Here is a 22,267-nt window from a genome sequence, read left to right on the forward strand (position 1 = left end):
CCGCGGCGGCCCCCGGTGGTCGCCGGCGCGCCCCGGCTACACCCGCCGTCTGTTAACAAGGGGCCCCTCCTTCCCGACACGCCGACCGGGCGGTTGGGCCACGGGCGGGCGGGGCGAGCCGCGATGATGAGCGGGTGGGGCAGGGACGAGACACCGAGGGCAACACCGACACGCCGGCCCGCCGGCCACCCGCCGCGACCCGGACGGCGGACCCGCCGGCTCCGCTGTTCGGCTGGGACGCCGTCGGCGGGTTGGCCGCGCTGCGCGGGCTGCTGGCCCGGCCGCTGGCCTCCTACTACCTGCTGCTCTCCAGCGCCGGCCTGCTGCTGCTGATCGGCCTGACCATGGTCTTCTCGGCCACGAGCGTGCGGGACTACGCCACGGGCGGGGACGCCTCGGCGTCGCTGGTCCGGCAGACGATCTTCGCGGTGATCGGCATCGTGGCGTTCTGGGCCTGCCAGCGGCTGCCCGCCCGCACCTTCCGGGCGCTGGCCCGACCGGTGCTCGGCGTGGCGGTGGTGCTGCTGCTGATCCTCAACCTGCTGGTCGCCCTGGAGGCGCTGTTCAAGGTCAAGTCGATCGGCCCGCTCAAGGCCGAGCTGCTCTGGCTCTTCCTCGGCCCGATCACGATCCAGCCGGTTGAGGTGGCCAAGTTCGCGCTGGTGCTCTGGGCCGCGCGCGTGCTGGCCCGCAAGGGGGCCGCACTGGGCTGGTGGAAGGAGTTGGCCACCCCGCTCTTCCCGGTGGTCGGCCTGCTCTTCGTGCTGGTCGGCTACAACGACCTGGGCAGCATGCTCTGCCTCCTCGCGCTGCTGGTCGGCATGCTCTGGGCGGCCGGCGTCCGGCTCCAGGTCTTCGCCACCCTCTCCGCGGTCGGTCTGCTCGGCATCGGCCTGCTGGTCGCCGCGGCCTCGCTCGGCGCGGGCTCCGGCGCGCGGGACGCGGAAAACTACCGGCTGGCCCGGCTCACCATGTTCGTCAGCCCGCCCGATCCGAAGAAGTGCTTCGAGGGCTGGTGCTATCAGACCATCCAGGCCCGCAACGCCATCGACCACGGCGGCTGGTTCGGGGTCGGGCTGGGCAAGAGCACCTTCAAGTGGGACTGGCTGCCCGAGGCGCACAACGACTTCATCTTCGCGATCATCGCCGAGGAGCTGGGCGTGGTCGGCTGCATGGTGGTGCTGGTGCTCTTCGCCGTGCTGTCCTACGCCGGGCTGCGGATCGCCCGGCGGGTGGAGGACCCGTTCCGCCGGCTCGCCGCCGCCGGGGTCACCGCGTGGCTGGTCGGCCAGGCCGTGATCAATGTCGGCGGCGTGGTCGGGCTGCTGCCACTGACCGGCGTACCGCTGCCGTTCATCTCCGACGGTGGCAGCGCCCTGGTGGTGACCCTCGCGGCGGTGGGACTGCTCGCCAGTTTCGCCCGCGCCGAGCCGGACGCGGCCCGAGCCCTGCATGCCCGTCCACCGGCCCGGTGGGTCCGACTAGTGTGGGCCCCGTTGCCGCCGCTTCCCGGCCGGCGCCGCCGAGCGGCGACGCCACCGGCGGACCGTGGGTCCGTACCCCGGTCCCGGACGCGGCGGTCCGACGACCAGGCCGCAGCCCGCGGCCCCCGGCCGGGCCGGACGCGCGCCGGCACGGCGAGCGAGAGGAGACGCTGATGGGTCCGCTGCGTTCGGTGGTGCTCTGCGGAGGGGGTACGGGGGGACACATCTACCCGTTGCTCGCGTTCGCCGACTGCCTGCGCCGACACGACCCGAGCGTCCGGATCACCTGCCTCGGCACACCCAAGGGGCTGGAGAACGAGCTGATCCCGCCGGCCGGCTACGACCTGCGCCAGATCCCGGCCTACCAGCTGCCCCGCTCGATCAACATGAGCCTGGTCCGCACCCCGGACCGGATGTGGAAGGCGGCCCGCGCGGCGGGCAAGGTGATCGACGAGGTGCGCGCCGACGTCGTGGTCGGCTTCGGCGGGTACGTCTCGGTGCCCGGCTACCTGGCCGCGTGGCGGCGCGAGCTGCCCATCGTGATCCACGAGGTGAACGTGCCGCCGGGCGTGGCCAACCGGCTCGGAATGAAATTCACCAAGAACGTCGCGGTGGGCTTCCCGCACCAGCCGTCGCAGGCGGAGTCGCTGCGCGACGCCCGGGTGGTCGGCGTGCCGCTGCGCCGAGGCATCGCCGGCCTGGACCGGGCCGCCCTGCGCAACGCCGCCCGGGCCCGTTTCGGGCTCCGCCCCGACCTGCCGGTGCTCTTCGTCGCCGGCGGCTCGCAGGGCGCCCGTTCGATCAACCTGGCGGTCTCCGGGGCGGCCAAGGAGCTGGCCCGCCACGGCGTGCAGGTGCTGCACGTCATCGGCGCGCGCAACGAGCCGGTCTCCGTCCCCACCGACCTGCCGGTGCCGTACGTGACGTTGCCCTACCTGTCCGAGATGGAGCTGGGCTACGCCGCCGCCGACCTGATGCTGGCCCGGGGCGGCGCGATGACCTGCGCCGAGGTGGCCGCGATCGGCCTGCCCGCCATCTACGTGCCCTACCCGCACAGCAACCAGGAGCAGAAGCGCAACGCGCTGCCCGTGGTGGAGGCCGGTGGCGGGCTGCTCGTCGACGACGCCGAGCTGACCCCGGCCTGGTTGGAACGTACGGTGATCCCGCTGGTCCGGGATCCGCAGCGGCTCGCCGCGATGGGCGCCGCCGCGGCGGCGTACGGCCGGCGCGACGGCGACGCGGCCCTGCTGAACTTCGTCTACGAGGCGGTGGCCCGGTGACGGTCACCACCGCGACGGGAAGGTACCCCTCATGAACACCGCGCAGTTCACCCCCGCCGGCACGATGACCGCGGAGGACCTGGGCCGGATCCACCTGATCGGGGTGGGCGGGGTTGGCATGAGTGGCCTGGCCCGGCTCTTCCTCACCCGGGGCCTGCCGGTCTCCGGCAGCGAGCTGCGGGAGTGGCCGTCCCTGGCCGGCCTGCGGGCGCTCGGCGGCACCGTGCACATGAGCCACGAGGCGTCCAACCTGGACGGCGTGGACACCGTGGTCTATTCCTCGGCGATCCCACAGGACCATTTGGAGATGGTCGAGGCGCGCCGGCGCGGGCTGCGGGTGCTGCACCGCTCCGAGGCTTTGGCCGCGGCGATGACCGGCCGGCGGACGGTGGCGGTCGCCGGCACGCACGGCAAGACCACCACCACCTCGATGGTCACCATGGTGCTCCAGCAGGCCGGCACCGATCCGTCCTTCGTGATCGGTGGGGAGATCTCCGAGGTCGGCTCCGGCGCGCACCACGGCACCGGGGAATATTTCGTGGTCGAGGCGGACGAGAGTGACCGCTCGTTCCTCATCTACCGCCCGTATGTCTCGATCATTACGAACATCGAGGCGGACCATCTCAACACCTACGGCGACCTGGCCACTCTGGAGGCGGCGTTCGCCGAGTTTGCCCGGCTCACCGACCCGGACGGGTTCATCGTCACCTGCGCCGACGACCCGGGCGGCCGGCGGCTGGCCGAGACGCTGCGGGCCGAGGGGCGTCGGGTCTGGACGTACGGCGAGTCGCCCGACGCCGACCTGCGGCTGAGCGACATGGCCTCGTCCGCCCAGGGCGTGCGCTACCTGGCCGAGGTCGACGGCCGGTCGCTGGGCGAGATCCGGCTGCCGGTGCCGGGGCGGCACATGGGGCTCAACAGCGCCTCCGCGGTGCTCGCCGCCTACCTGCTGGAGCTGCCGATCGAGGCGGCTGAGGCGGCGCTGGGCGCGTTCCCCGGGGTGCGGCGGCGCTTCGAGCGCAAGGGCGTCGCGGACGGCGTGCTGGTCTACGACGAGTACGCGTACCACCCGACCGCCATGACGTTGGCCCTGCAGACGCTGCGCGAGGTGGCCGGCGAGGGCCGGCTGGTCGTGGTTTTCCAGCCGTACCGGCTCTATCGCACCCGGGACCTGCAGGCGGAGATCGCCGCGGCTCTCGGCATCGCCGACGAGGTGGTGCTGTTGGAGGTCTTCGGCCCGGGGGAGCTGCGCCAGCCGGGCGAGGGCTCGGTCGCGCTGAACGAGGCGGTGCCCCTGCCGGCCGATCGGAAGGTCTTCGTCGAGGCGTGGGACGACGTGCCGGCGGAGGTGGCCCGTCGGGCCCGACCGGGCGACGTGGTGGTGACCATGGGCGCGCCGCCGATCTCGCTGATGGGCGACCAGTTGCTCGACGCCCTGCTGGCCCGTACCGCCGCGGCCGGCGACGCCCGTACGGCCGCCGGGGCGGGCGACGCGGCGGCGGTCGGCAGCGGCGCCGGCTCGGACGGCACGGCTGCCACGGCCGGATGAGCCCGGGCCCGGCCCGCGGCCCGGGGCAGGACGGCGGGGCCGGCCGGCGCAATCCGGTGCGGCGGTGGCAGCTGGTCCGGGCCGGCGCGGACGCCGTGCCGCCGTCCACGCGGCGGTTCATGGCGCGGGCGCGGCGGCGCCGGATGCGCGCGGCGTTGCCCTGGGCGGTCACCGCCGCCGTGTTCGCCGTCGCCGGCCTGGTCGCCTGGACCATTCTCGGCACCGGCCTGTTCGGCGTGCGCGAGGTACGGGTGGTCGGCGCGCGGCTGGTCACCCCGGTCGAGGTGCGCGAGGCCGCGGCTGTCCCGGACGATGTGCCGCTGGCCCGGGTGGACCTGGCGGCGACCGCCGCGCGGGTCGGCGCGCTCGCCCCGGTGGAACGGGCCACGGTGGAGCGGGACTGGCCGGACGCCCTGGTGATCCGGGTGGTGGAGCGGACCCCGGCGGCCGCGGTTCCGCAGGGCGACGGTTACGCGGTGATCGACCGGACCGGCGTGGTCTTCCAAACCGCGCCCGCACTGCCCGACGGGCTGGCGGTGATCAGGGTGGACCGGCCGGCGCCGGACGACCCGGGCACCCGGGCCGGGCTGGCGGTGCTCGCCACACTCAGCCCGCGGCTGCGCGCCGAGCTGGTCTCGGTGGACGTGGCCGGGCTGGCTCGGATCACCCTGCGGCTGCGTACCGACCGGACGGTCTTCTGGGGGGACGCCACCCGGGGTGAGGACAAGTCCAGGGTGGCCACCGCCCTGCTCGACCGGCAGACCGACACGATCGACGTCAGCGCCCCGGACGTGGTCACGTTCAGGTGATTCGTCGGTCAGGAACGTGAGCCGTCCCGCTCTGGCCGGCGACACGCCGAAAGGGTCCTTGGCTCATCGCGCGGCGGCGCATACGTTGCCCCGAAGAGATCAGTGGTTGACATTACTCTAAGCCTCTAGTAGAGGGTGAGGGTTTCGGTTGGTCGGCCTCCGCAGGGTGCTGGTCCACCGCTGGTCCGGCCAAGCCGTGTGGGGTCGGCCCATGCCAATCTCGAAGGGAAAGGACCGGAGATGACACCTCCGCACAACTACCTGGCGGTCATCAAGGTCGTCGGCATCGGGGGCGGCGGCGTCAACGCCGTCAACCGGATGATCGAGGTTGGGCTCAAGGGCGTCGAGTTCATCGCGATCAACACCGACGCCCAGGCGCTGCTGATGAGCGATGCAGACGTCAAGCTCGACGTGGGTCGGGAGCTGACCCGGGGCCTCGGCGCCGGCGCGAACCCGGACGTCGGCAAGAACGCCGCCGAGGACCACCGCGACGAGATCGAGGAGGTGCTCAAGGGTGCCGACATGGTCTTCGTGACCTGCGGTGAGGGTGGCGGCACCGGCACCGGCGGCGCGCCGGTGGTGGCGAACATCGCCCGCAAGCTCGGCGCGCTCACCATCGGTGTGGTCACCCGGCCGTTCTCGTTCGAGGGTAAGCGCCGCCAGGTGCAGGCCGAGGCGGGCATCGAGGAGCTGCGCAACCAGTGCGACACGCTCATCGTCATCCCGAACGACCGGCTGCTCGCGCTCGGCGACCGCAACATCTCCATGATGGACGCCTTCCGGACCGCCGATCAGGTGCTCCTCTCCGGTGTCCAGGGCATCACCGACCTGATCACCACGCCGGGTCTGATCAACCTGGACTTCGCCGACGTCAAGAGCGTGATGAGCGGTGCCGGCAGCGCGCTGATGGGCATCGGCAGCGCCCGGGGCGAGAACCGGGCCGTGGAGGCGGCCGAGGCGGCCATCTCCAGCCCGTTGCTGGAGCAGAGCATGGACGGTGCGCGCGGCGTGCTGCTCTCCATCGCCGGTGGCTCCGACCTGGGCCTGTTCGAGATCAACGACGCCGCGCAGCTGGTCACCGACGCGGCGCACCCGGACGCCAACATCATCTTCGGTGCGGTCATCGACGACGCGCTCGGCGATGAGGTGCGGGTGACCGTGATCGCGGCGGGCTTCGACGGGGGCGCGCCCGCGTACAAGGCGGTCGAGCCGCCTCGCAAGACCAACCAGAACCAGCCGACCCAGCCGAATCCGCCGGTTCCGCCGCCGACCACCATGCCGGCCCCGCAGCAGCCGCGTCGGGTGCTCTTCGACGACGTCGATGTGCCTGACTTCCTCAAGAACGGGTCCTGAGCCGCACCGATGACCGACATACCTGCCCCGGTGCGGCCCGACCGTCGCGCCGAGCTCGCGGCCGGGCTCGCCCGGATCCGTACCCGTATCGCGGACGCCTGCGCGGCCGCCGGCCGGGACCGCGGCGCGGTCACGCTGGTCGCGGTGACCAAGACCTACCCGGCCGGCGACGTGGTGGCCCTCGCGCGGCTCGGCGTGACCGACGTGGGGGAGAACCGCGATCAGGAGGCGGCGCCGAAGGCCATCGAGGTGGCGGCGGCCGGGGTGACCCCCCGCTGGCACTTCATCGGCCAGTTGCAGCGCAACAAGTGTCGCTCCGTGGTCGGGTACGCCGACGTCGTCCAGTCGGTCGGCAGCGTGCGCCTGGCCACCGCCCTCGACGCCGCCGCGGCCGCCGGCCGGGACCGCCCGCTGGAGGTGCTGGTGCAGGTGAGCATCGACGGCGACCCGGCCCGGGGCGGGTCGCTGCCCGACTCGGCGGACCCCGACCGGGGCCTCGGTCCGGTGGCCGCGGCGGTGGCCGGCGCCGGTGCGCTGCGACTGGGCGGGCTGATGGCGGTGGCGCCGCTGGGCTGGGAGCCGGAACGCGCCTTCGCCCGGCTGGCCGAGGTGGCGGACCGGTTCCGTGATCGACACCCGGGGGCGACCGTGCTGTCGGCCGGGATGAGCGGCGACCTGGAAACCGCGATCGAGTATGGCGCGACACATGTCCGCGTCGGCAGCGCGTTGCTCGGAATGCGCCCCCCTCTGGGGTAGCCTGACCGCGAAGAAGCAAATTACATCAGTGTGGTTAGGAACGGCGTTCCCGCAGCCAGGGGCCGTGGTGGGCGGACCGCGAACCGCGCACCGGGGGATTGCCGATCCGGTCCGGTGGGCATCTGGTGTCCACGCGTGATCAAGCGACACGGCACGGGGGCGCGTGCCGCACGGCGGACGGAAGGGCGCGGGGATGGGCGCACTGCGCAAGGCGGGGGTCTGGCTCGGGCTCGTCGAGGAGGACGACGAGCGGGCGTACGAGGACGGTGGCTACGACAAGGGTGGCTACCGGGACTCGCGCTACCGGTCGAGCCGGTACACCGAGGAGTTCGCCGATGACGAGGACGACGAGTCCGACGAGCCGCCGGCGAGCCGGAGCCGGATCGGCGACCGTGGCCGGCTCTCCGAGCGCGCCGCGAGCCGCGCCGTGGACACCGACCGTGCCGAGGCCGAGCGGTCCGAGCGTCCCGAGCGCCCTGAGCGGTCCGAGCGGGCCAGCGTCCGGTCGATCACCCGCTCGGGTGCCGGCGAGACCTCCGGCGCGCTGGCCTACCACACCCGGGACAACCTCGCCCTCGCGCCGCAGGTGCACTCCCGGGAGCGGGCGGTGGTGGCCGAGGAGGAGCAGCGCTACCAGATCACCACTCTGCACCCGACCACCTACCGGGAGGCGCGCACCATCGGCGAGCACTTCCGGGACGGCGTGCCGGTGATCATCAACCTCACCGAGATGGACGAGGCGGACGCCCGCCGGCTGGTGGACTTCGCCGCCGGGCTCGCGTTCGGACTGCGCGGTACGATCGAGCGCGTGACCAACCGGGTGTTCCTGCTCTCACCGGCCAACGTCCAGGTCACTGCGGAGGACAAGGCCAAGATCGCTGAGGGCGGGTTTTTCAGCCTGAGCTAGGCCCGCACGACCGAGGGACGTCGCCTGCTGTGTTGTCGATCCTGTTTCAGGTGCTCTACCTGATCACCTACCTGTTCCTTCTCGTGCTTTTGGCCCGATTTGTTCTGGGTGCTGTCCTGGCCTACGGTCGCCGGTGGCAACCGGGGCGGGGAGCCGCGGCGGGACTTGAATCCGTGTGGAGCGTCACTGATCCGCCCCTGCGCGCGTTGAGGCGTGTGATCCCACCACTGCGAATTGGTACCGTGAGCATCGACCTGGCCTCGCTTGTGCTCCTGGTTATCCTGTTCGTGCTGATGAGGTTTGTGTTAACGCCGCTGATCCTGGCATTTGCCTGACCAGCGCGCTTTTCGCGGCCGCAACTGACCCGAGGAGTTTCGATGCCGCTGACCCCGGCCGACGTCCACAACGTCGCCTTCAAAAAGCCGCCGATCGGCAAGCGGGGGTATGACGAGGAGGAGGTCGACGCCTTCCTGGACGAGGTCGAGCGCGAGCTCGCCCGTCTGATCGAGGAGAACAACGAGCTGCGCGCCCAGGTGGAGCGCGGCGGTCGGGGCGGCGCTCCCGCCGGCCCCGGCGGCGACGCCCGGCTCGCGGCGGAGCTCAACGAGGTCAAGGCCCAGCTCGACCGGGTGCAGCGCGACAAGGCGGCCGCCGAGCAGGCGGCCCGGGCGATGCAGGCCGAGCTGGAGCAGGTCCGTGTCCAGGGCGGCCCGGCGGCTGCCGGCGCCGACGGCGAGCAGCAGGCGCTGCGGGTGCTGATGATGGCCCAGCGCACCGCCGACGACCACGTCTCGGACGCCCGCCGCGAGGCCGACCAGGTGCTCTCCGAGGCCCGTTCCAAGGCCGAGGAGGTCACCCGCGAGGCACGCGCCAAGGCGGATGCCCTCGAGCGGGACGCCCGCCAGCGGCACCAGGAGGCCATGGGCGGCCTGGACGCCAAGCGCACCGCGCTGCAGAAGCACATCGAGGAGCTGAAGCAGTTCGAGCGCGAGTACCGCACCCGCCTCAAGGCATACCTGGAGAGCCAGCTGCGTGACCTTGACGGTCGCGGCCAGGGCCTGGATGCCGAGATCGACCGTGCCGAGGGCAGCCGCGCCGTCGGGGGCAGCAACGGCCTCGCCACCGCCGGCCTCGCCGGCTCCTACGGCGGCGGTCGCGCCGGCTCGCTCGAGTCCGGCCGCTGACGCCGCCGCCGGCGGCCGTCGACCCGACGGCCGCCGACCGCGCAGACCGAAACGACGCGGCGGGGGTGAGCCGTGATAGTCACCAGCATCCTGCTCATCCTCGTCGCGGTCGTCCTCCTGGTGGCCGGGCTGGCCGGTGGGTCCAGCCCGCTGCTGATCGCCTCCATCGCGACCAGTCTCCTGGCCGCCGTGTCCCTCGTTGCGGGCGCCCGCCAGGCGGCCGCCAACCGGGCCGCGGCGGGTCGGACCACCGGCCCGGGCAACCGCACCAAACCGGTCGGCATCCCTGACGGGTCCCGGCTCGGTGAACCGGGGATTCCGTTTCAGCACATTCCGCCGACGGTCGATACCGGTGGCCCCGAGTGGCGGCAACCACCCGGGTCCCCGGTGACCGACCCGAGCGGCCCGTTCGACGACGGCCCGTTCGACGGTGAGCCGCCCGCGCAGGCCCTGTCGCCGGCCGACGTCGCCCTGCTGGCCCGGCTCGACGACGCGGTCCGGGTGGTCGATGGCCATCCCCGGTTCCACCTGCCCGGCTGTTCCCACCTGGCCGGGCGGGACGACGAGGAGTTGCCCGTCGCCGAGGCGGTCGAGCTCGGCTTCACCCCGTGCGCCCGCTGCGCGCCCGCCACCGTTCTGCTCGCCGACGCCCAGTCTGGTTGATCATGGCCACCGTGGACGACACGCTCACCGTCGCCGTACGGGTGAAGCCCGGCTCCTCCCGAGCCCGGGTCGGCGGACGGTTCGACGGCCCGCACGGGCCGGCCCTGGTCATCGCCGTGACCGCTCCCGCAGTCGACGGCCGCGCCACCGAGGCGGCCCGGCGGGCCCTCGCCGCGGCGCTCGGCGTCCGGCCGGCGGTGGTCTCGCTGCGCGCCGGCGCGGCCAGCCGGGACAAGCTCTTCCTGGTCGAGCGCCCCGTCCCCGGGCTGCCCGACGTGCTGCGTCGGCTGCGAGACGGATCGGCCGAGTGAGGGTCGCCCGGGCCGGCCGCGGATGATCCCCGGGCTCGACCTCGCCCTGCTGCTCGGCGCGGCCGTTCTGCTGGTCGCGGTGGGCGCGGTGCGCTTCTCCACCCGGCTTGGCGTGCCGAGTCTGCTGGTCTACCTCGCGCTCGGGGTGGCGATCGGCGAGGCGGGGTTGGGCATCCGGTTCCACAACGTGGAACTGACCCGGGTGCTCGGGTTCTGCGCCCTCATCGTGATCATCGCCGAGGGTGGGCTGAGCGCACGGTGGAGCACCCTGCGCCCGGTGCTCGGGATGGCCGCCGCGCTCTCGACGGTCGGCGTGCTGATCAGCATCCTGGCGGTCGGGGCCGTGGTGCACCTGCTGCTCGGGCTGGACTGGCGGCTGGCGCTGCTCTACGGCGCGGTGCTCTCCTCCACGGACGCGGCGGCCGTTTTCGCCACCCTGCGGCGGCTGCGCCTGCCGCCCCGGCTGGTGGCCACCCTGGAGGCCGAGTCGGGCATGAACGACGCCCCCGCGGTGATCGTGGTGCTGCTGCTGTCCCGCGACGTCGCGGCTGCCCACCCCTGGTGGTTCGAGGTTCTCCTGGTCGGCTACGAGTTGGGCGTCGGCGCCGCCGTCGGGGTGGTCGCCGGCATCGCCGGCCGGTACACGCTGCGCCGGGCCGCGCTGCCGGCGGCCGGCCTCTATCCGATCGCGGTGGTCGGCTTCACCGTGCTGGCGTACGCGGCGGGCGCGGTGCTGCACGCCTCGGGCTTCCTCGCCGTCTACGTCGCGGGGGTGCTGCTCGGCAACGCCCGGTTGCCGCACCGGCAGGCCATCCTCGGGTTCGCCGACGGGCTGGCCTGGCTGGCCCAGATCGGCCTGTTCGTGCTGCTGGGCCTGCTGGTCGCGCCGAGCCGGCTGGGCGCGGCGGTGCTGCCGGCGGTGGTCACCGGGCTGGCCCTGGTGCTGTTCGCCCGGCCGCTGTCGGTGATGGTCTCGGCGCTGCCGTTCCGGTTCCGCCCGCGCGAGCAGCTCTTCCTGTCCTGGGCCGGGCTGCGCGGCGCGGTGCCAATCGTGTTGGCCACCATTCCGCTGTCGCAACGGGTGCCCGGGGCGAACCGGCTCTTCGACGCGGTCTTCGTGCTGGTGGTGATTTTCACGTTGCTCCAGGCGGGGACCCTGGCGCCGGCGGCCCGGCGGCTGGGGGTGACCGCGCCGGCCGAGGCCGCCGAGATCCGGGTCGAGACGGCCCCGCTCGAACGGATGCGGGCCGACCTGCTCCAGGTGGAGGTGCCGCCGGGCTCCCGGCTGGGTGGGGTGCACGTGGACGAGTTGCGGCTGCCGGTGGGCGCCTCGGTGACCCTGGTGCTGCGCGACGGGGCGGGCTTCGTGCCCGGCCCGGACACCCGGCTCAAGGTCGGGGACAGCCTGCTCATCGTCGCCACCGCCGGGGTCCGCGACGAGGTGGAGCGGCGGCTGCGCGCGGTCAGTCGCCGGGGCCGGTTGGCGCGCTGGTTCGGCGAGTACGGCGAGGATCGCGAGGACTGATCTGCTAGCGTTCCCTTTGCCCTGATTGGTGGCTGTTCGGGGTTGTTTCACGGTGCGACGGTGCGCCACGTTGTCGGACGCCTGTACGTTCCGTATTCTTGCCACCCTCCGGAGTGCGCGGCCCGTGTCGCCGTGCGCCGTTTCGTACATGGGGGACACACGAGGCCCGTGGACCCTGCCCAGGCACCGCCGACCGCCGCGGTACGCGGCCGAGGGAGCTGACGATGGCGAAGCCAGCTGACACCAGGACCGCCGGCCGAAAGCCGGTGACGAAGGCCACCCGCAGCGCGGCGGAGACTGAGAAGATCCGGGCCGCGCTGGCGGCACGGCGGGATGAGCTGAACGCCGAGTACGATCAGACGCTGAGCGAGATTACCGAGCTGCAGCGCGACCGGCTGACCGACTCGGCCGGGGACGACCAGGCCGACACCGGCACCAAGACGTTCGAGCGGGAGCAGGAAATCTCTCTCGCCAACAGCATCAAGGAACGAATCACGCAGGTCGAGCGCGCCCTTGAGCGCCTCGACGAGGGTGGGTACGGCTGGTGTGAGCGGTGCGGGAATCCGATCCCGGTCGAGCGGCTTGCCGCCTTCCCGTCGGCCACCCTCTGCGTGACCTGCAAGCAGCTGGAGGAGCGACGCTGAGGCACGCTTCCCCGGCTTGACCCGCCAGACGGTGAGGGCCACCGTCGCGAGCGTCGATGGGGAGCAGATGACCGCAGCACCGCCCGGGTCCGGCACCGTTGAGTCGGGCCGTGGCACGCCCCGCCGCAGGGCGATCGGGGTCCTCCTCGGCCTCGCCCTGTTCTCGCTCGTCGCCGACCTGGTCACCAAGCAGCTCGCGCTCTCGTCGCTCAGCGGCCGGGGCCCGGTCTCGCTGCTCGGTGGCACCGTCTACCTCACCCTGACCCGCAACAGCGGCGCGGCCTGGAGCATCGGCTCCGGCCACACCTGGGTCTTCCCGTTGATCACCTTCGGGGTCATCGCCTGGATCGGCTGGATGGCGCTGCGGCTGCGCTCGCTGCCGTGGGCCGTCTCGCTCGGGCTGGTGCTCGGCGGGGCGCTGGGCAACCTCACCGACCGGGTCTTCCGGGCACCCGGGCACTTCGTCGGGCACGTGGTCGACATGATCAGCCTCTTCGACCCGTACGGGCAGGTGTGGCCGGTGTTCAACCTGGCCGACAGCTCCCTGGTGTGCGGGGTGGTCCTGGCCGTGCTGCTCGAGCTGACCGGCCGGCAGCGCGACGGCGGCCGGGCCGGCGCCGAGCCGGCGGAGCCGGCCGGCTCCGCGGCCACCGAGGCGGCCCCCGGCGGCGAGCAGCGGGGGCGGGTATGACCTCCGTCTTCGCCGCAGGTGGCGACCACCGGTCCCTGCCGGTGCCGGACGGCCTCGACGGGATGCGGCTCGACCAGGCCGTCGCCCGGCTCTTCGGGCTCTCCCGGACCACCGCCGCCGGCCTGGTCGACGCCGGGGACGCGCTGGTCGACGGCGTGGCGCGGGCCAACTCACACAAGGTCAAGGCCGGCTCCTGGCTGGAGGTGACCCTGCCCGCGCCGGCCGCGCCGCCCACCGTGGTGCCACAGGCGGTGCCGGGCCTGACCGTGGTCTATGCCGACGACGACATCGTCGTGGTGGACAAGCCGGTCGGGGTGGCCGCCCACCCGAGCCCCGGCTGGACCGGCCCGACCGTCATCGGCGGGCTGGCCGCGATCGGCCACCGGATCTCCACCAGCGGCGCCGCCGAACGGCAGGGCGTGGTGCACCGGCTCGACGTCGGCACCACCGGGATCATGGCGGTGGCCAAGAGCGAGGTGGCGTACACCGCGTTGAAGCGGGCCTTCAAGTACCGCGAGGTGGAGAAGCGCTACCACGCCGTGGTGCAGGGCCATCCGGACCCGCTGCGCGGCACCATCGACGCGCCGATCGATCGGCACCCGCACCACGACTACCGCTGGGCGGTGGTCTCCGGTGGCAAGCCGAGCGTCACCCACTACGACACCATGGAGGCGTTCCCGGCGGCGAGCCTGCTCGACGTGCGGCTGGAGACCGGGCGTACCCACCAGATCCGGGTGCACTTCTCCACGCTGCGGCACCCGTGCGTGGGCGACCTCACCTACGGCGCGGACCCGACGCTGTCGGCCCGGATCGGGCTGGCCCGGCAGTGGCTGCACGCTCGCTCGTTGAGCTTCCTGCACCCGCGTACGGGTGAGGAGGTCACCTTCGTCAGCGACTACCCGGACGACCTGGCCCGGGCGCTGGAGATCCTCCGCGACTGACCGCCGCCCATGGACCGTCTGACGAATACCGACGCGCCGCCGAGCCCGTCCCGGCGTTGGCCGGGACGGTCCGGCCCGCTCACCTGGATCGCGCTGATCTGCGCGCTGGCGGTACTGGCCGCCGCGCTCTGGGATCGCCGGCGCGAACCGGTGAGCGACCGCACGGTCGGCGAGGTCACCCGGGTCGGCGTGGTCGACGGCGACTCCATCCCGGACTACCAGCGGGCCGCCGCCGCCGGGCTGGCCGCCCTGCCCACGCCGGCCACCCCGGGCCCGGGCGACTACGCCCTGGTCTCGTTCGCGGCCTACCTGACGCCGGGCCGGCTGGCCGACACGCTGGGCGCCACCCCGGTCGCCGCGGTGGTCGCCCGGGTGCCGTTGCCCGGCCGGCAGACCGAGATCGTCCGGATCGCCGCGATGCGCCTGCCCGACGACGTGCTCGGCGGGATGGCCGAGGTGGCTGCCCGCAAGGACCGGGAGGCCGCCGACTACCGGGCCCGCGCCGCCGCCCCGCCGGCCGCCGCCGACGCCGAGCTGCGTCGGGTGTACGACACGGGCGCGTCGGTCTCCGCCCGGGAGGCGGCCGCCTACCGGGCGGGCTGCGCCTGTGTGTACGCCGCCGTGGTCCGGGGCACCCCGGAGGCGCTGCGGGCCCTGGCCACCCGCCCCGACGTGCGGGTGGTCGACGCCGCGCCGCAGGTGCGGCGGCTGGACCGTACGGTGTTCACTCCGCCGCTGCCCGAGCAGCGGGATGTCGTCCGGCCACCGGCCGACCTCGAACTGGCCGACCCGTCCGCCCCCGGCCTGGGCGATTCGTCGGAAGCCGCACCGACGGCGCCCGGCTCCGCACCCTCTCCCGGCCGCTCGGTGACGGGCGCGGCGCCACCGAACCCCGCCCCCACCTCCTGAGACATGCCCGCCGGCAGCCGGCCGGCCGGATCGGTGGCACGAAGGGCACCGGGCAGTGTGCGAGGCACGGTGTGGTCCGGATACGGTTTCCTTCGTAGCCTGAGTCACAGGCAGAGATCGATGGGGCTGGGAGGGCGGAGCCGTGGACGGCAGCGAGACCGGCTGGGGTCGGCAGGCTGAGCCGGCACCGCGTTGGCGGGCGCTGCTCGACCGGGCCCGGCTCGGCGGTCGCGGCGGGGAGCAGGCCGAGGCCGACCGCCGCGTCGAGGAGCACCCACCGGCCGAGGCACCGCCGCGGCGTGGCGCCGGCTGGACCGGCCGGGCGCAGCCCGTCGGGCCGCCCGCCGAGCCGTCGTACGGCGCCGAGCCGTCGTACGGCGCCGAGCCGTCGTACGGCGCCGAGCCGCCCTACCGGGCCGAGGCAACCTACCGGGTGGAGCCGGCCTACCGGGCCGACCCGGGATACGGCGCCGAGCCGTCGTACCGGGGCGAGCCGGCGTACCGCACCGAACCGGAGCCGCCGGCCGAGCCGTCCTGGCGGGCCGAGCCGACGTACCGCGCCGACCCGGAGCCGGCGCGCGGCCGGGGCAGTGCCCCGGTGGAGTCCCGGTACGCGCTGCTCGACAACGGCTACCGGCCCGACCCGTCGCCGCCGGAGTCCCGGTACGCGCTGCTGGATCGGGGCCGCTACCGCCCGGAGGATCACCAGCCCCCGGAGCCGGCCCAGGCCGCCCCGAGTTACCCGGCCCCGCCGGTCGCCGACGGCTACCCGCCGCGGGCCGAGCGGGCCCGGGTCGAGTGGCGCGCCCCGGCGCCGGACCACGAGCTGGAGCGGGCCACCGGGGTGCTCCGCCGCGAGTTGGGTGGCCCTCGGGTGGTCGCCTTCGCCAACCCCAAGGGCGGGGTGCACAAGACCACCGCGACCGTGCTCGCCGCGGCGACGGTGGGCAGCGTACGCGGGCGTGGGGTGCTCGCCTGGGACGACAACGAGCTGCGCGGCACCCTCGGGCTGCGGGCCGGCAGCGCCCGGCACGCCCGTACCATCCGGCACCTGATCCACGACCTCGCCCAGATCGAGATCCTGGAGGGCAACACCCTGCTGGGGCACCTCGACGACTACCTGCGGCACGCCTCCGACGGCTCGTACGACGTGCTGGCCGGCGAGGAGAGCCCCCGGTTCGCCCAGCGGCTGGACCAGTTCACCGTCAAGCGGGTGCTGGAGCTGCTGCGGCGTACCCACGAGGTGGTCTGCGTGGACACCGGCAACAACGTGGAGAGTTCGAACTGGCGTACCGTCATGCAGGCCGCCGACCAGCTCGTGGTGACCACCGTGCCGCGCGAGGACGCCGCGTTCAGCGCCGACTGGATGCTCGACCTGCTGCACGAGGTGGGCATGGGCGAGCTGGTTGACAACGCGGTGACGCTGATCTCCTGCCCGACGCCGGGGCGCAGCGCCCTGCAGGACGACCTGGAGCGGCACTTCGCCACCCGCACCCGGGCCGTCGCGGTGGTGCCCTACGATCCGGCGCTGGAGACCGGCTCCTCGATCGAATACCACCAGCTTCAGGCGGAGACCCGGCAGGCCTGGCTCAAGGCCGCCGCGGTGATGCTGGAGCCGTTCGCCCGCTGACCGCCGCCCCACGCCGGCCCGCCGCCTGAGAGGATCACCGGGTGAGTCCGGACACCCCTGACCCCGAGCGGGCCGCCGACCGTACCGACGCGCCCGGTGGTTCCGACCACCCGACCGCCGACCACCCGGCCGCCGCCGGTCGCGGGCGGCCGGTCTGGATCGCCCTCGGCGCCGCGCTCGTGCTGACCGGGTTGGGTGCGCCGCTGGGGCTGCTCTGGGCTGCCGTGGCGCCGGGCACCCCCGTGCTGAAGACCGCCGGGGGCGCCATCTACGCCACGCCGCAGCCGGAGCAGCCGATCGCCGCCGACGGCTGGTTCAGCCTGCTCGGGCTCGGCTTCGGGGTGCTCGCCGCGTGCGCGTTGTGGTTCCTGCTGCGCCGCCGCGGCCCGATGGAACTGTTCGCCGGGGCCCTGGGCGGCCTCGGCGCGGCGCTGGTGGCCTGGCAGCTCGGCCGCCGGGTCGGGCTGGGCACCTACCACCGGCTGCTGGCCACCGCGCCGGACGGGACGCCCTTCACCAAGCCCGCCGACCTGCGGGCCGGCGGCGTGGACTGGTTTCTGCACGTGCCCGTGCCCTACGGCGACCTGCTGCTGCCCGCGTTCGGCGTGGCCGTGACGTACACCCTGCTGGCCGGCTGGTCGCGGTGGCCGTCGCTGCGCCCGGAGCCCGACGGCGACGGGCCGCCGGTCGGCCCCGAGCTCAGTTCGGCGCCGGGGGAGCCGCCAGCTCATTGAGCGGAACCGGGACCGCCCGGACGTGGCGCAGCAGCGACGTCTCCCGGTTGAGCAGCCGCAGCTCGGCCTGGAGCCGGGCGGCGGTGTCGTCGATGGCGAGCAACCGCTGACGGTCGGCGACGGTCAGCGCGGCGGTGGCGGCCACGAGGTGTGACAGCACGGTGGGATCCTCCGGCAGCTGCTCGGAGATCTCCTGCTGATCGGGCCGGATCAGCCCCAGATACTGCCGGAAGACCGAGATCACCCGGGCGGCGAGCAGGTCGTTGACCTCGTCGACGCCGGCCGGCTCGGGCAGCCACTCCACCTCGGCGGTCAGGTAGGGCGCAGCGCTCTCGTCGACCTCGGCGATGCGGAACCGCCGCCGGCCCACCGTGACGATGTCGAAGCCGCCGTCGTCCAGCTCGGTGACCTGCCGCAGCTCGGCGGTGCAGCCCACCTCGTGCAGGGTCACCTCGCCGTCGGCCCGGCCCGCGCCGAGGGCCGCCTCCCAGCCGGCCCGGATCGCCACCACCCCGAACTCCCGGGAGGCGCCCTCCGGCAGCCCGACCAGGTGGCGCACCAGCGCCCGGTAGCGTTCCTCGAAGATGTGCAGCGGGAGAACCAGCCCGGGGAAGAGGACCGTCCCGAGCGGAAACACCGGCAGCCGTGCGGTCACGGGTCCGAGGGTAGCCCGACCGCGCCCGGGCCGGCGTGTCCCGGCTCACCGTCCCGCCGTGCGGGCGGCGCCGGTCGGTCCGGGGCCGGCCCGCCTAGACTCGCAGGGGTGTTGACTCGGATCGACCTGCGCGGCGGGACTCGCGACCCGCGCCGCCTGCTGCCCCGTGCCCAGCTCGACGTGTCGGTGGCCGTCGAGAGGATCCGTCCCCTGGTGGAGGCGGTCCATGAGCATGGTTACCGGGCGATCCGGGAGGCGAGCGAACGGTTCGACGGCATCTCCCCGGAGCGGCTGCGGGTGCCGGTCGAGGTGATCCGCGAGGCCGAGGGGACGCTCGACCCGCAGGTCCGCGCCGCGCTGCTGGAGTCGATCAGCCGGGCCCGCCGGGTCCACGCCGACCAGCGCCGCTCCGACCACACCACCCAGGTGGTGCCGGGTGGCACGGTGACCGAGCGCTGGGTGCCGGTCGACCGGGTCGGCCTCTACGTCCCCGGTGGCCTGGCCATGTACCCGTCGACCGTGGTGATGAACGTGGTTCCCGCCCAGGCGGCCGGGGTCCGCTCGCTGGTGGTGGTCAGCCCGCCGCAGCAGGACAACGGCGGCCTGCCCGACCAGCGGGTTCTCGCGGCCTGTGCGCTGCTCGGCGTCGACGAGGTCTACGCGGTCGGCGGCGCCCAGGCGGTGGCCATGCTGGCGTACGGGTCCGCCGTCGACCCGGCCGGCACTGAGCACTGCGTGCCGGTCGATCTGATCACCGGCCCGGGCAACATCTGGGTCACCGCCGCCAAGCGGCTGCTGCGCGGGGTGGTCGGCATCGACGCCGAGGCCGGCCCCACCGAGATCGCCATCCTCGCCGACGACACCGCCGACCCGGCGCACGTCGCCGCCGACCTGATCAGCCAGGCCGAGCACGACCCCCTCGCCGCGAGCGTGCTGGTCACCCCGTCGGTGGCGCTCGCCGACGCGGTCGACGCGGAGCTGGCCCGGCAGGTGCCGGCCGCCAAGCACGCCGAGCGGATCACCACCGCGCTGCATGGCGAGCAGAGCGGCGTCGTCCTCGTCGACGACCTCGAGGCGGGCCTGCGGGTGGTCGACGCGTACGCGGCCGAGCACCTGGAGATCCAGACCGAGCACGCCCGCGACTGGGCGATGCGGGTGCGCAACGCCGGGGCGATCTTCGTCGGCGCCTGGTCGCCGGTGTCGCTCGGCGACTACTGCGCCGGCTCCAACCACGTGCTGCCCACCGGCGGCTGCGCCCGGCACTCCTCCGGGCTGTCCGTGCAGTCCTTCCTGCGCGGCATCCACCTCGTGGAATACAGCCAGGACGCGCTGCGCGAGGTCGCCCCGCACGTGGTCACCCTGGCCGGCGTCGAGGACCTGCCGGCGCACGGCCAGGCGGTCAGCGTCCGGTTCGCGGGGGAGGGCTCGTGACGACCCTCGACGACCTGCCGATCCGGGACGATCTGCGCGGCCTGAGCCCGTACGGGGCGCCGCAGCTCGACGTGCCGGTCCGGCTGAACACCAACGAGAACTCCTACCCGCTGCCCGAGCCGGTGGTGGACGCGATCGCCAAGGCCCTCGCGGCGGAGCTGCGCGACCTCAACCGCTACCCGGACCGGGACGCCGTGGCGCTCCGCGCCGACCTGGCGGCCTACCTCGGCCACGAGCTCACCGTCGACCAGGTCTGGGCGGCCAACGGCTCCAACGAGATCCAGCAGCAGCTGCTCCAGGCGTTCGGCGGCCCCGGCCGCACCGCGCTCGGCTTCACCCCGGCCTACTCGATGCACCCGCTGCTGGCGCTCGGCACCGGCACCGGCTGGGTCCCGGCGCAGCGCGGCGTCGACTTCGGCCTGACCGCGGCCGACGCGGTCGCCCAGGTCCGGGCACACCGGCCCGACGTGGTCTTCCTCTGCTCGCCGAACAATCCGACCGGCACCGCGCTCGACCCGGCCGTGGTCGCCGCCGTGCTGGACGAGGCGCCCGGCATGGTGATCGTGGACGAGGCGTACGCCGAGTTCGCCCGGCGGGGGACGGTCAGCGCGCTCGCCGTGCTGCCCGACCACCCCCGGCTGGTGGTCACCCGCACGATGAGCAAGGCGTTCGGCTTCGCCGGCGGGCGGCTCGGCTACCTGGCCGCCGACCCGGCCGTCGTGCAGGCGGTGCAGCTCGTGCGGCTGCCCTACCATCTCTCCGCGCTCACCCAGGCCGCCGCCCGCGCGGCGCTGGCCCACCGCGACGCCCTGCTCGGCACGGTCGCCGCGATCATGGAGCAGCGCGACCGGATCGTGGCGGAGCTGCGCGCCCGGGGGCACCGGGTCGCCGACAGCGACGCCAACTTCGTCCTCTTCTCCGTAGGCGGCGACCAGTCCGCCGCCTGGCGCACCCTGCTGGACGCGGGTGTGCTGGTCCGCGACGTCGGCCTGCCGGGCTGGCTGCGGGTCACCGCCGGCACTTCCGCCGAGACCGACGCCTTCCTTTCCGCCATGGAGAAAATTCGATGAGTCGCATCGCCCGGATCGAGCGGGTCACCAAGGAAACCAAGGTGCTCGTCGAGCTCGACCTCGACGGCACCGGCCGGGCCGACATCGAGACCGGCGTCGGCTTCTACGACCACATGCTGCACCAGATCGCCCGGCACGGCGGCTTCGACCTCACCGTGCACACCGTCGGCGACCTGGAGATCGACGCGCACCACACCATGGAGGACACCGCGCTGGCCCTGGGCGCCGCGTTCGACCGGGCGCTGGGCGACAAGGCCGGCATCCGGCGGTACGGCTCGGCCACCGTCCCGATGGACGAGGTCCTGGTCCGCGCCGCGGTCGATCTGTCGGGCCGGCCGTATGTGGTGCACGACGAGCCGGCGCTCGCGCCGTACATCGGGCCGGTCTACCCGACCAGCATGACCCGGCACATCTGGGAGTCGTTCGGCCAGGCCGCCCGGATCACCCTGCACATCGACGTGCTGCGGGCGGCCCGCCCCGGCGGCCACCCGGACGCCCACCACGTGGTCGAGGCCCAGTTCAAGGCGGTCTCCCGGGCGCTGCGCGAGGCCACCGCGATCGACCCGGGCGCGCGGGGCGCGATCCCCAGCACCAAGGGGGCACTGTGATGGGCGGGCTGCTGCCGACGCTGCTGCTGATCCTGGCCGGGGTGCTGGTCGGCGGGACATGGTCGCTGCACAAGCAGGGTGCGCCGCGCGGCACGGTGGTGGTCATCGGGCTGCTGGCCGTGCTGGCCTCCGCCGGCGGGCTGCTGTGGCTGCTGCCGGGGAAGGCGTGATGGGTAAGCGCCGGGTGGTGGTGCTCGACTACGGCTCGGGCAACCTGCGTTCGGCCGAGCGCGCTCTGGCGCGGGCCGGCGCGGCAGTCACCGTGACCGATGACCTGTCCGCCGCCGCCGAGGCCGAGGGCCTGGTGGTGCCGGGGGTCGGCGCGTTCGCCGCCTGCATGGCCGGGATCGAGGCGCTGGGCGCCGGCCCGGTCATCGCCGAGCGGGTCGCCGCCGGCCGGCCGGTGCTCGGCATCTGCGTCGGCATGCAGGTGCTCTTCGAGCACGGCGAGGAGCACGGCGTGGTCACCAAGGGGCTCGGCCTGCTGCCCGGCGGGGTGACCCGGCTGCCGGCGCAGCGGCTGCCGCACATGGGCTGGAACACCGTGCACGCCCCGGCGGGCTCGGTGCTCTTCGCCGGCCTGCCGGCCGATGCCCGGTTCTACTTCGTCCACTCGTACGGGGTGACCGATCCCGCCGCGCTGGCCGCGACCGGGGCGGCGGTGACCACCGCCGAGCACGGGGCGGAGTTCGTCGCCGCCGTCGAACGGGGTGTGCTGTCGGCGGCCCAGTTCCACCCGGAGAAGTCGGCCGACACCGGCGCTGCCCTGCTGCGCAACTGGCTGACGAGGATGGCTCGGTGAGCAAGGAGCGGGCCCGCCGCCGGGAGGCCCGGGCGGCCGAGCTTGAGCGGGAGCGGGCCGTCCGCCGCCGCCGGGTGGCCCGCCGGGAGCGCCGCCGCGCCCTGGTACGCCGGCTGACTCCGCCGCTGCGGCGCGGCCGGACGGGCCGGCTGGCCCGGCACACCCGGGGCGAGCGCGCCGCGATCGTGCTGCTCACCGGGTTGGCGATGGCCGGCATCTGGATTTTCGTCGACGACCTGGCGCTGCGGCTGGCGCTGGTCGGGTTGTTGCTGCTGGTCCTGCCGGCGATCGTGGTGATCGCCCTGGACCGTCGTACCTGATGCGAGGAGAG

The 22,267-nt window shown here is 74.0% G+C and carries 25 protein-coding genes; 24 read left to right on the top strand and 1 reads right to left on the bottom strand.

The annotated features are described in order from the left end of the window. Nucleotides 1-224: 224 nt before the first annotated feature. The 18 genes from ABZ671_RS26105 (at nt 225) to ABZ671_RS26190 (ending at nt 17,370) form a co-directional block, all read left to right on the top strand. Entirely contained in the window at nt 225-1,658 is a 1,434-nt protein-coding gene (locus tag ABZ671_RS26105) for a putative peptidoglycan glycosyltransferase FtsW (protein ID WP_357862929.1), read from the top strand. Further along, entirely contained in the window at nt 1,658-2,764 is a 1,107-nt protein-coding gene (gene murG, locus ABZ671_RS26110) for an undecaprenyldiphospho-muramoylpentapeptide beta-N-acetylglucosaminyltransferase (protein WP_357862834.1), read from the top strand. The genes ABZ671_RS26105 and murG overlap by 1 nt, the downstream gene beginning before the upstream one ends. Before the next feature lie 31 nt (nt 2,765-2,795). Next, nucleotides 2,796-4,313: a UDP-N-acetylmuramate--L-alanine ligase gene (gene murC / locus ABZ671_RS26115; protein WP_357862836.1), complete on the top strand. Its 1,518-nt coding sequence runs from the start codon at nt 2,796-2,798 to the stop codon at nt 4,311-4,313. Beyond that, a complete protein-coding gene (locus ABZ671_RS26120) occupies nt 4,310-5,122 on the top strand; it encodes an FtsQ-type POTRA domain-containing protein (protein ID WP_357862838.1) in 813 nt (270 codons plus the stop codon). The genes murC and ABZ671_RS26120 overlap by 4 nt, the downstream gene beginning before the upstream one ends. Before the next feature lie 240 nt (nt 5,123-5,362). After that, the gene (ftsZ, locus tag ABZ671_RS26125) at nt 5,363-6,475 is read left to right on the top strand and encodes a cell division protein FtsZ (RefSeq protein WP_357862840.1); all 1,113 of its coding nucleotides are present in this window, start codon (nt 5,363-5,365) and stop codon (nt 6,473-6,475) included. A 9-nt stretch (nt 6,476-6,484) separates the two neighbouring features. Beyond that, on the top strand, nt 6,485-7,231 hold the full coding sequence (locus ABZ671_RS26130; protein WP_357862841.1) for a YggS family pyridoxal phosphate-dependent enzyme: 747 nt from the start codon (nt 6,485-6,487) through the stop codon (nt 7,229-7,231). A 193-nt stretch (nt 7,232-7,424) separates the two neighbouring features. Continuing rightward, nucleotides 7,425-8,138, top strand: a complete 714-nt coding sequence (sepF, locus tag ABZ671_RS26135; protein ID WP_357862844.1) for a cell division protein SepF — start codon at nt 7,425-7,427, stop codon at nt 8,136-8,138. Between the two features lie 29 nt (nt 8,139-8,167). Then, nucleotides 8,168-8,473, top strand: a complete 306-nt coding sequence (locus ABZ671_RS26140; RefSeq protein ID WP_357862846.1) for a YggT family protein — start codon at nt 8,168-8,170, stop codon at nt 8,471-8,473. A 42-nt stretch (nt 8,474-8,515) separates the two neighbouring features. Then, nucleotides 8,516-9,322 (top strand): DivIVA domain-containing protein, encoded by an 807-nt coding sequence (locus tag ABZ671_RS26145; RefSeq protein WP_357862848.1) that lies wholly within the window; start codon nt 8,516-8,518, stop codon nt 9,320-9,322. Nucleotides 9,323-9,394: 72 nt separating this feature from the next. Further along, on the top strand, nt 9,395-9,985 hold the full coding sequence (locus tag ABZ671_RS26150) for a hypothetical protein (protein ID WP_357862850.1): 591 nt from the start codon (nt 9,395-9,397) through the stop codon (nt 9,983-9,985). Nucleotides 9,986-9,987: 2 nt separating this feature from the next. Then, complete coding sequence (locus ABZ671_RS26155; RefSeq protein ID WP_357862852.1) at nt 9,988-10,296, top strand: DUF167 domain-containing protein; 309 nt, start codon at nt 9,988-9,990, stop codon at nt 10,294-10,296. 22 nt (nt 10,297-10,318) lie between these two features. Further along, a complete protein-coding gene (locus ABZ671_RS26160) occupies nt 10,319-11,821 on the top strand; it encodes a potassium/proton antiporter (RefSeq protein WP_357862854.1) in 1,503 nt (500 codons plus the stop codon). A gap of 224 nt (nt 11,822-12,045) precedes the next feature. Beyond that, nucleotides 12,046-12,465, top strand: a complete 420-nt coding sequence (locus tag ABZ671_RS26165; protein WP_357862856.1) for a TraR/DksA C4-type zinc finger protein — start codon at nt 12,046-12,048, stop codon at nt 12,463-12,465. A gap of 67 nt (nt 12,466-12,532) precedes the next feature. Further along, nucleotides 12,533-13,156: a signal peptidase II gene (gene lspA / locus ABZ671_RS26170; protein ID WP_357862858.1), complete on the top strand. Its 624-nt coding sequence runs from the start codon at nt 12,533-12,535 to the stop codon at nt 13,154-13,156. After that, nucleotides 13,153-14,097, top strand: a complete 945-nt coding sequence (locus tag ABZ671_RS26175; protein ID WP_357862860.1) for an RluA family pseudouridine synthase — start codon at nt 13,153-13,155, stop codon at nt 14,095-14,097. Before lspA ends, ABZ671_RS26175 begins: the two co-directional genes overlap by 4 nt. Nucleotides 14,098-14,106: 9 nt before the next feature. Next, nucleotides 14,107-15,006 (top strand): hypothetical protein, encoded by a 900-nt coding sequence (locus tag ABZ671_RS26180; RefSeq protein ID WP_357862862.1) that lies wholly within the window; start codon nt 14,107-14,109, stop codon nt 15,004-15,006. 142 nt (nt 15,007-15,148) lie between these two features. After that, nucleotides 15,149-16,636 carry an AAA family ATPase gene (locus tag ABZ671_RS26185; RefSeq protein ID WP_357862864.1) on the top strand — a complete coding sequence of 496 codons (1,488 nt, stop codon included), beginning with the start codon at nt 15,149-15,151 and terminating at the stop codon, nt 16,634-16,636. Between the two features lie 41 nt (nt 16,637-16,677). Then, nucleotides 16,678-17,370, top strand: a complete 693-nt coding sequence (locus tag ABZ671_RS26190; RefSeq protein WP_357862866.1) for a DUF2567 domain-containing protein — start codon at nt 16,678-16,680, stop codon at nt 17,368-17,370. Here ABZ671_RS26190 and ABZ671_RS26195 read toward each other — a convergent pair. After that, nucleotides 17,336-18,025, bottom strand: a complete 690-nt coding sequence (locus ABZ671_RS26195) for an LON peptidase substrate-binding domain-containing protein (RefSeq protein ID WP_357862868.1) — start codon at nt 18,023-18,025, stop codon at nt 17,336-17,338. The two genes, ABZ671_RS26190 and ABZ671_RS26195, sit on opposite strands and share 35 nt — an antisense overlap. A gap of 108 nt (nt 18,026-18,133) precedes the next feature. Between ABZ671_RS26195 and hisD the strand changes: the two genes are divergently transcribed. From hisD to ABZ671_RS26225, 6 genes are read left to right on the top strand one after another with little or no spacing between them, the layout of a single operon-like run. Next, nucleotides 18,134-19,456: a histidinol dehydrogenase gene (hisD, locus tag ABZ671_RS26200; RefSeq protein ID WP_357862870.1), complete on the top strand. Its 1,323-nt coding sequence runs from the start codon at nt 18,134-18,136 to the stop codon at nt 19,454-19,456. Further along, a complete protein-coding gene (locus ABZ671_RS26205; protein WP_357862872.1) occupies nt 19,453-20,526 on the top strand; it encodes a histidinol-phosphate transaminase in 1,074 nt (357 codons plus the stop codon). Before hisD ends, ABZ671_RS26205 begins: the two co-directional genes overlap by 4 nt. Further along, nucleotides 20,523-21,134 carry an imidazoleglycerol-phosphate dehydratase HisB gene (gene hisB / locus ABZ671_RS26210; protein WP_357862875.1) on the top strand — a complete coding sequence of 204 codons (612 nt, stop codon included), beginning with the start codon at nt 20,523-20,525 and terminating at the stop codon, nt 21,132-21,134. Before ABZ671_RS26205 ends, hisB begins: the two co-directional genes overlap by 4 nt. Then, entirely contained in the window at nt 21,134-21,304 is a 171-nt protein-coding gene (locus tag ABZ671_RS26215; protein WP_357862877.1) for a hypothetical protein, read from the top strand. Before hisB ends, ABZ671_RS26215 begins: the two co-directional genes overlap by 1 nt. Beyond that, a complete protein-coding gene (hisH, locus tag ABZ671_RS26220; RefSeq protein ID WP_357862879.1) occupies nt 21,304-21,936 on the top strand; it encodes an imidazole glycerol phosphate synthase subunit HisH in 633 nt (210 codons plus the stop codon). The genes ABZ671_RS26215 and hisH overlap by 1 nt, the downstream gene beginning before the upstream one ends. Then, on the top strand, nt 21,933-22,256 hold the full coding sequence (locus ABZ671_RS26225; protein WP_357862881.1) for a hypothetical protein: 324 nt from the start codon (nt 21,933-21,935) through the stop codon (nt 22,254-22,256). The genes hisH and ABZ671_RS26225 overlap by 4 nt, the downstream gene beginning before the upstream one ends. Nucleotides 22,257-22,267: the final 11 nt, after the last annotated feature.

Origin of the sequence: Micromonospora sp. NPDC006766 (assembly GCF_040636055.1) — a bacterium.
Lineage (GTDB): Bacteria > Actinomycetota > Actinomycetes > Mycobacteriales > Micromonosporaceae > Micromonospora.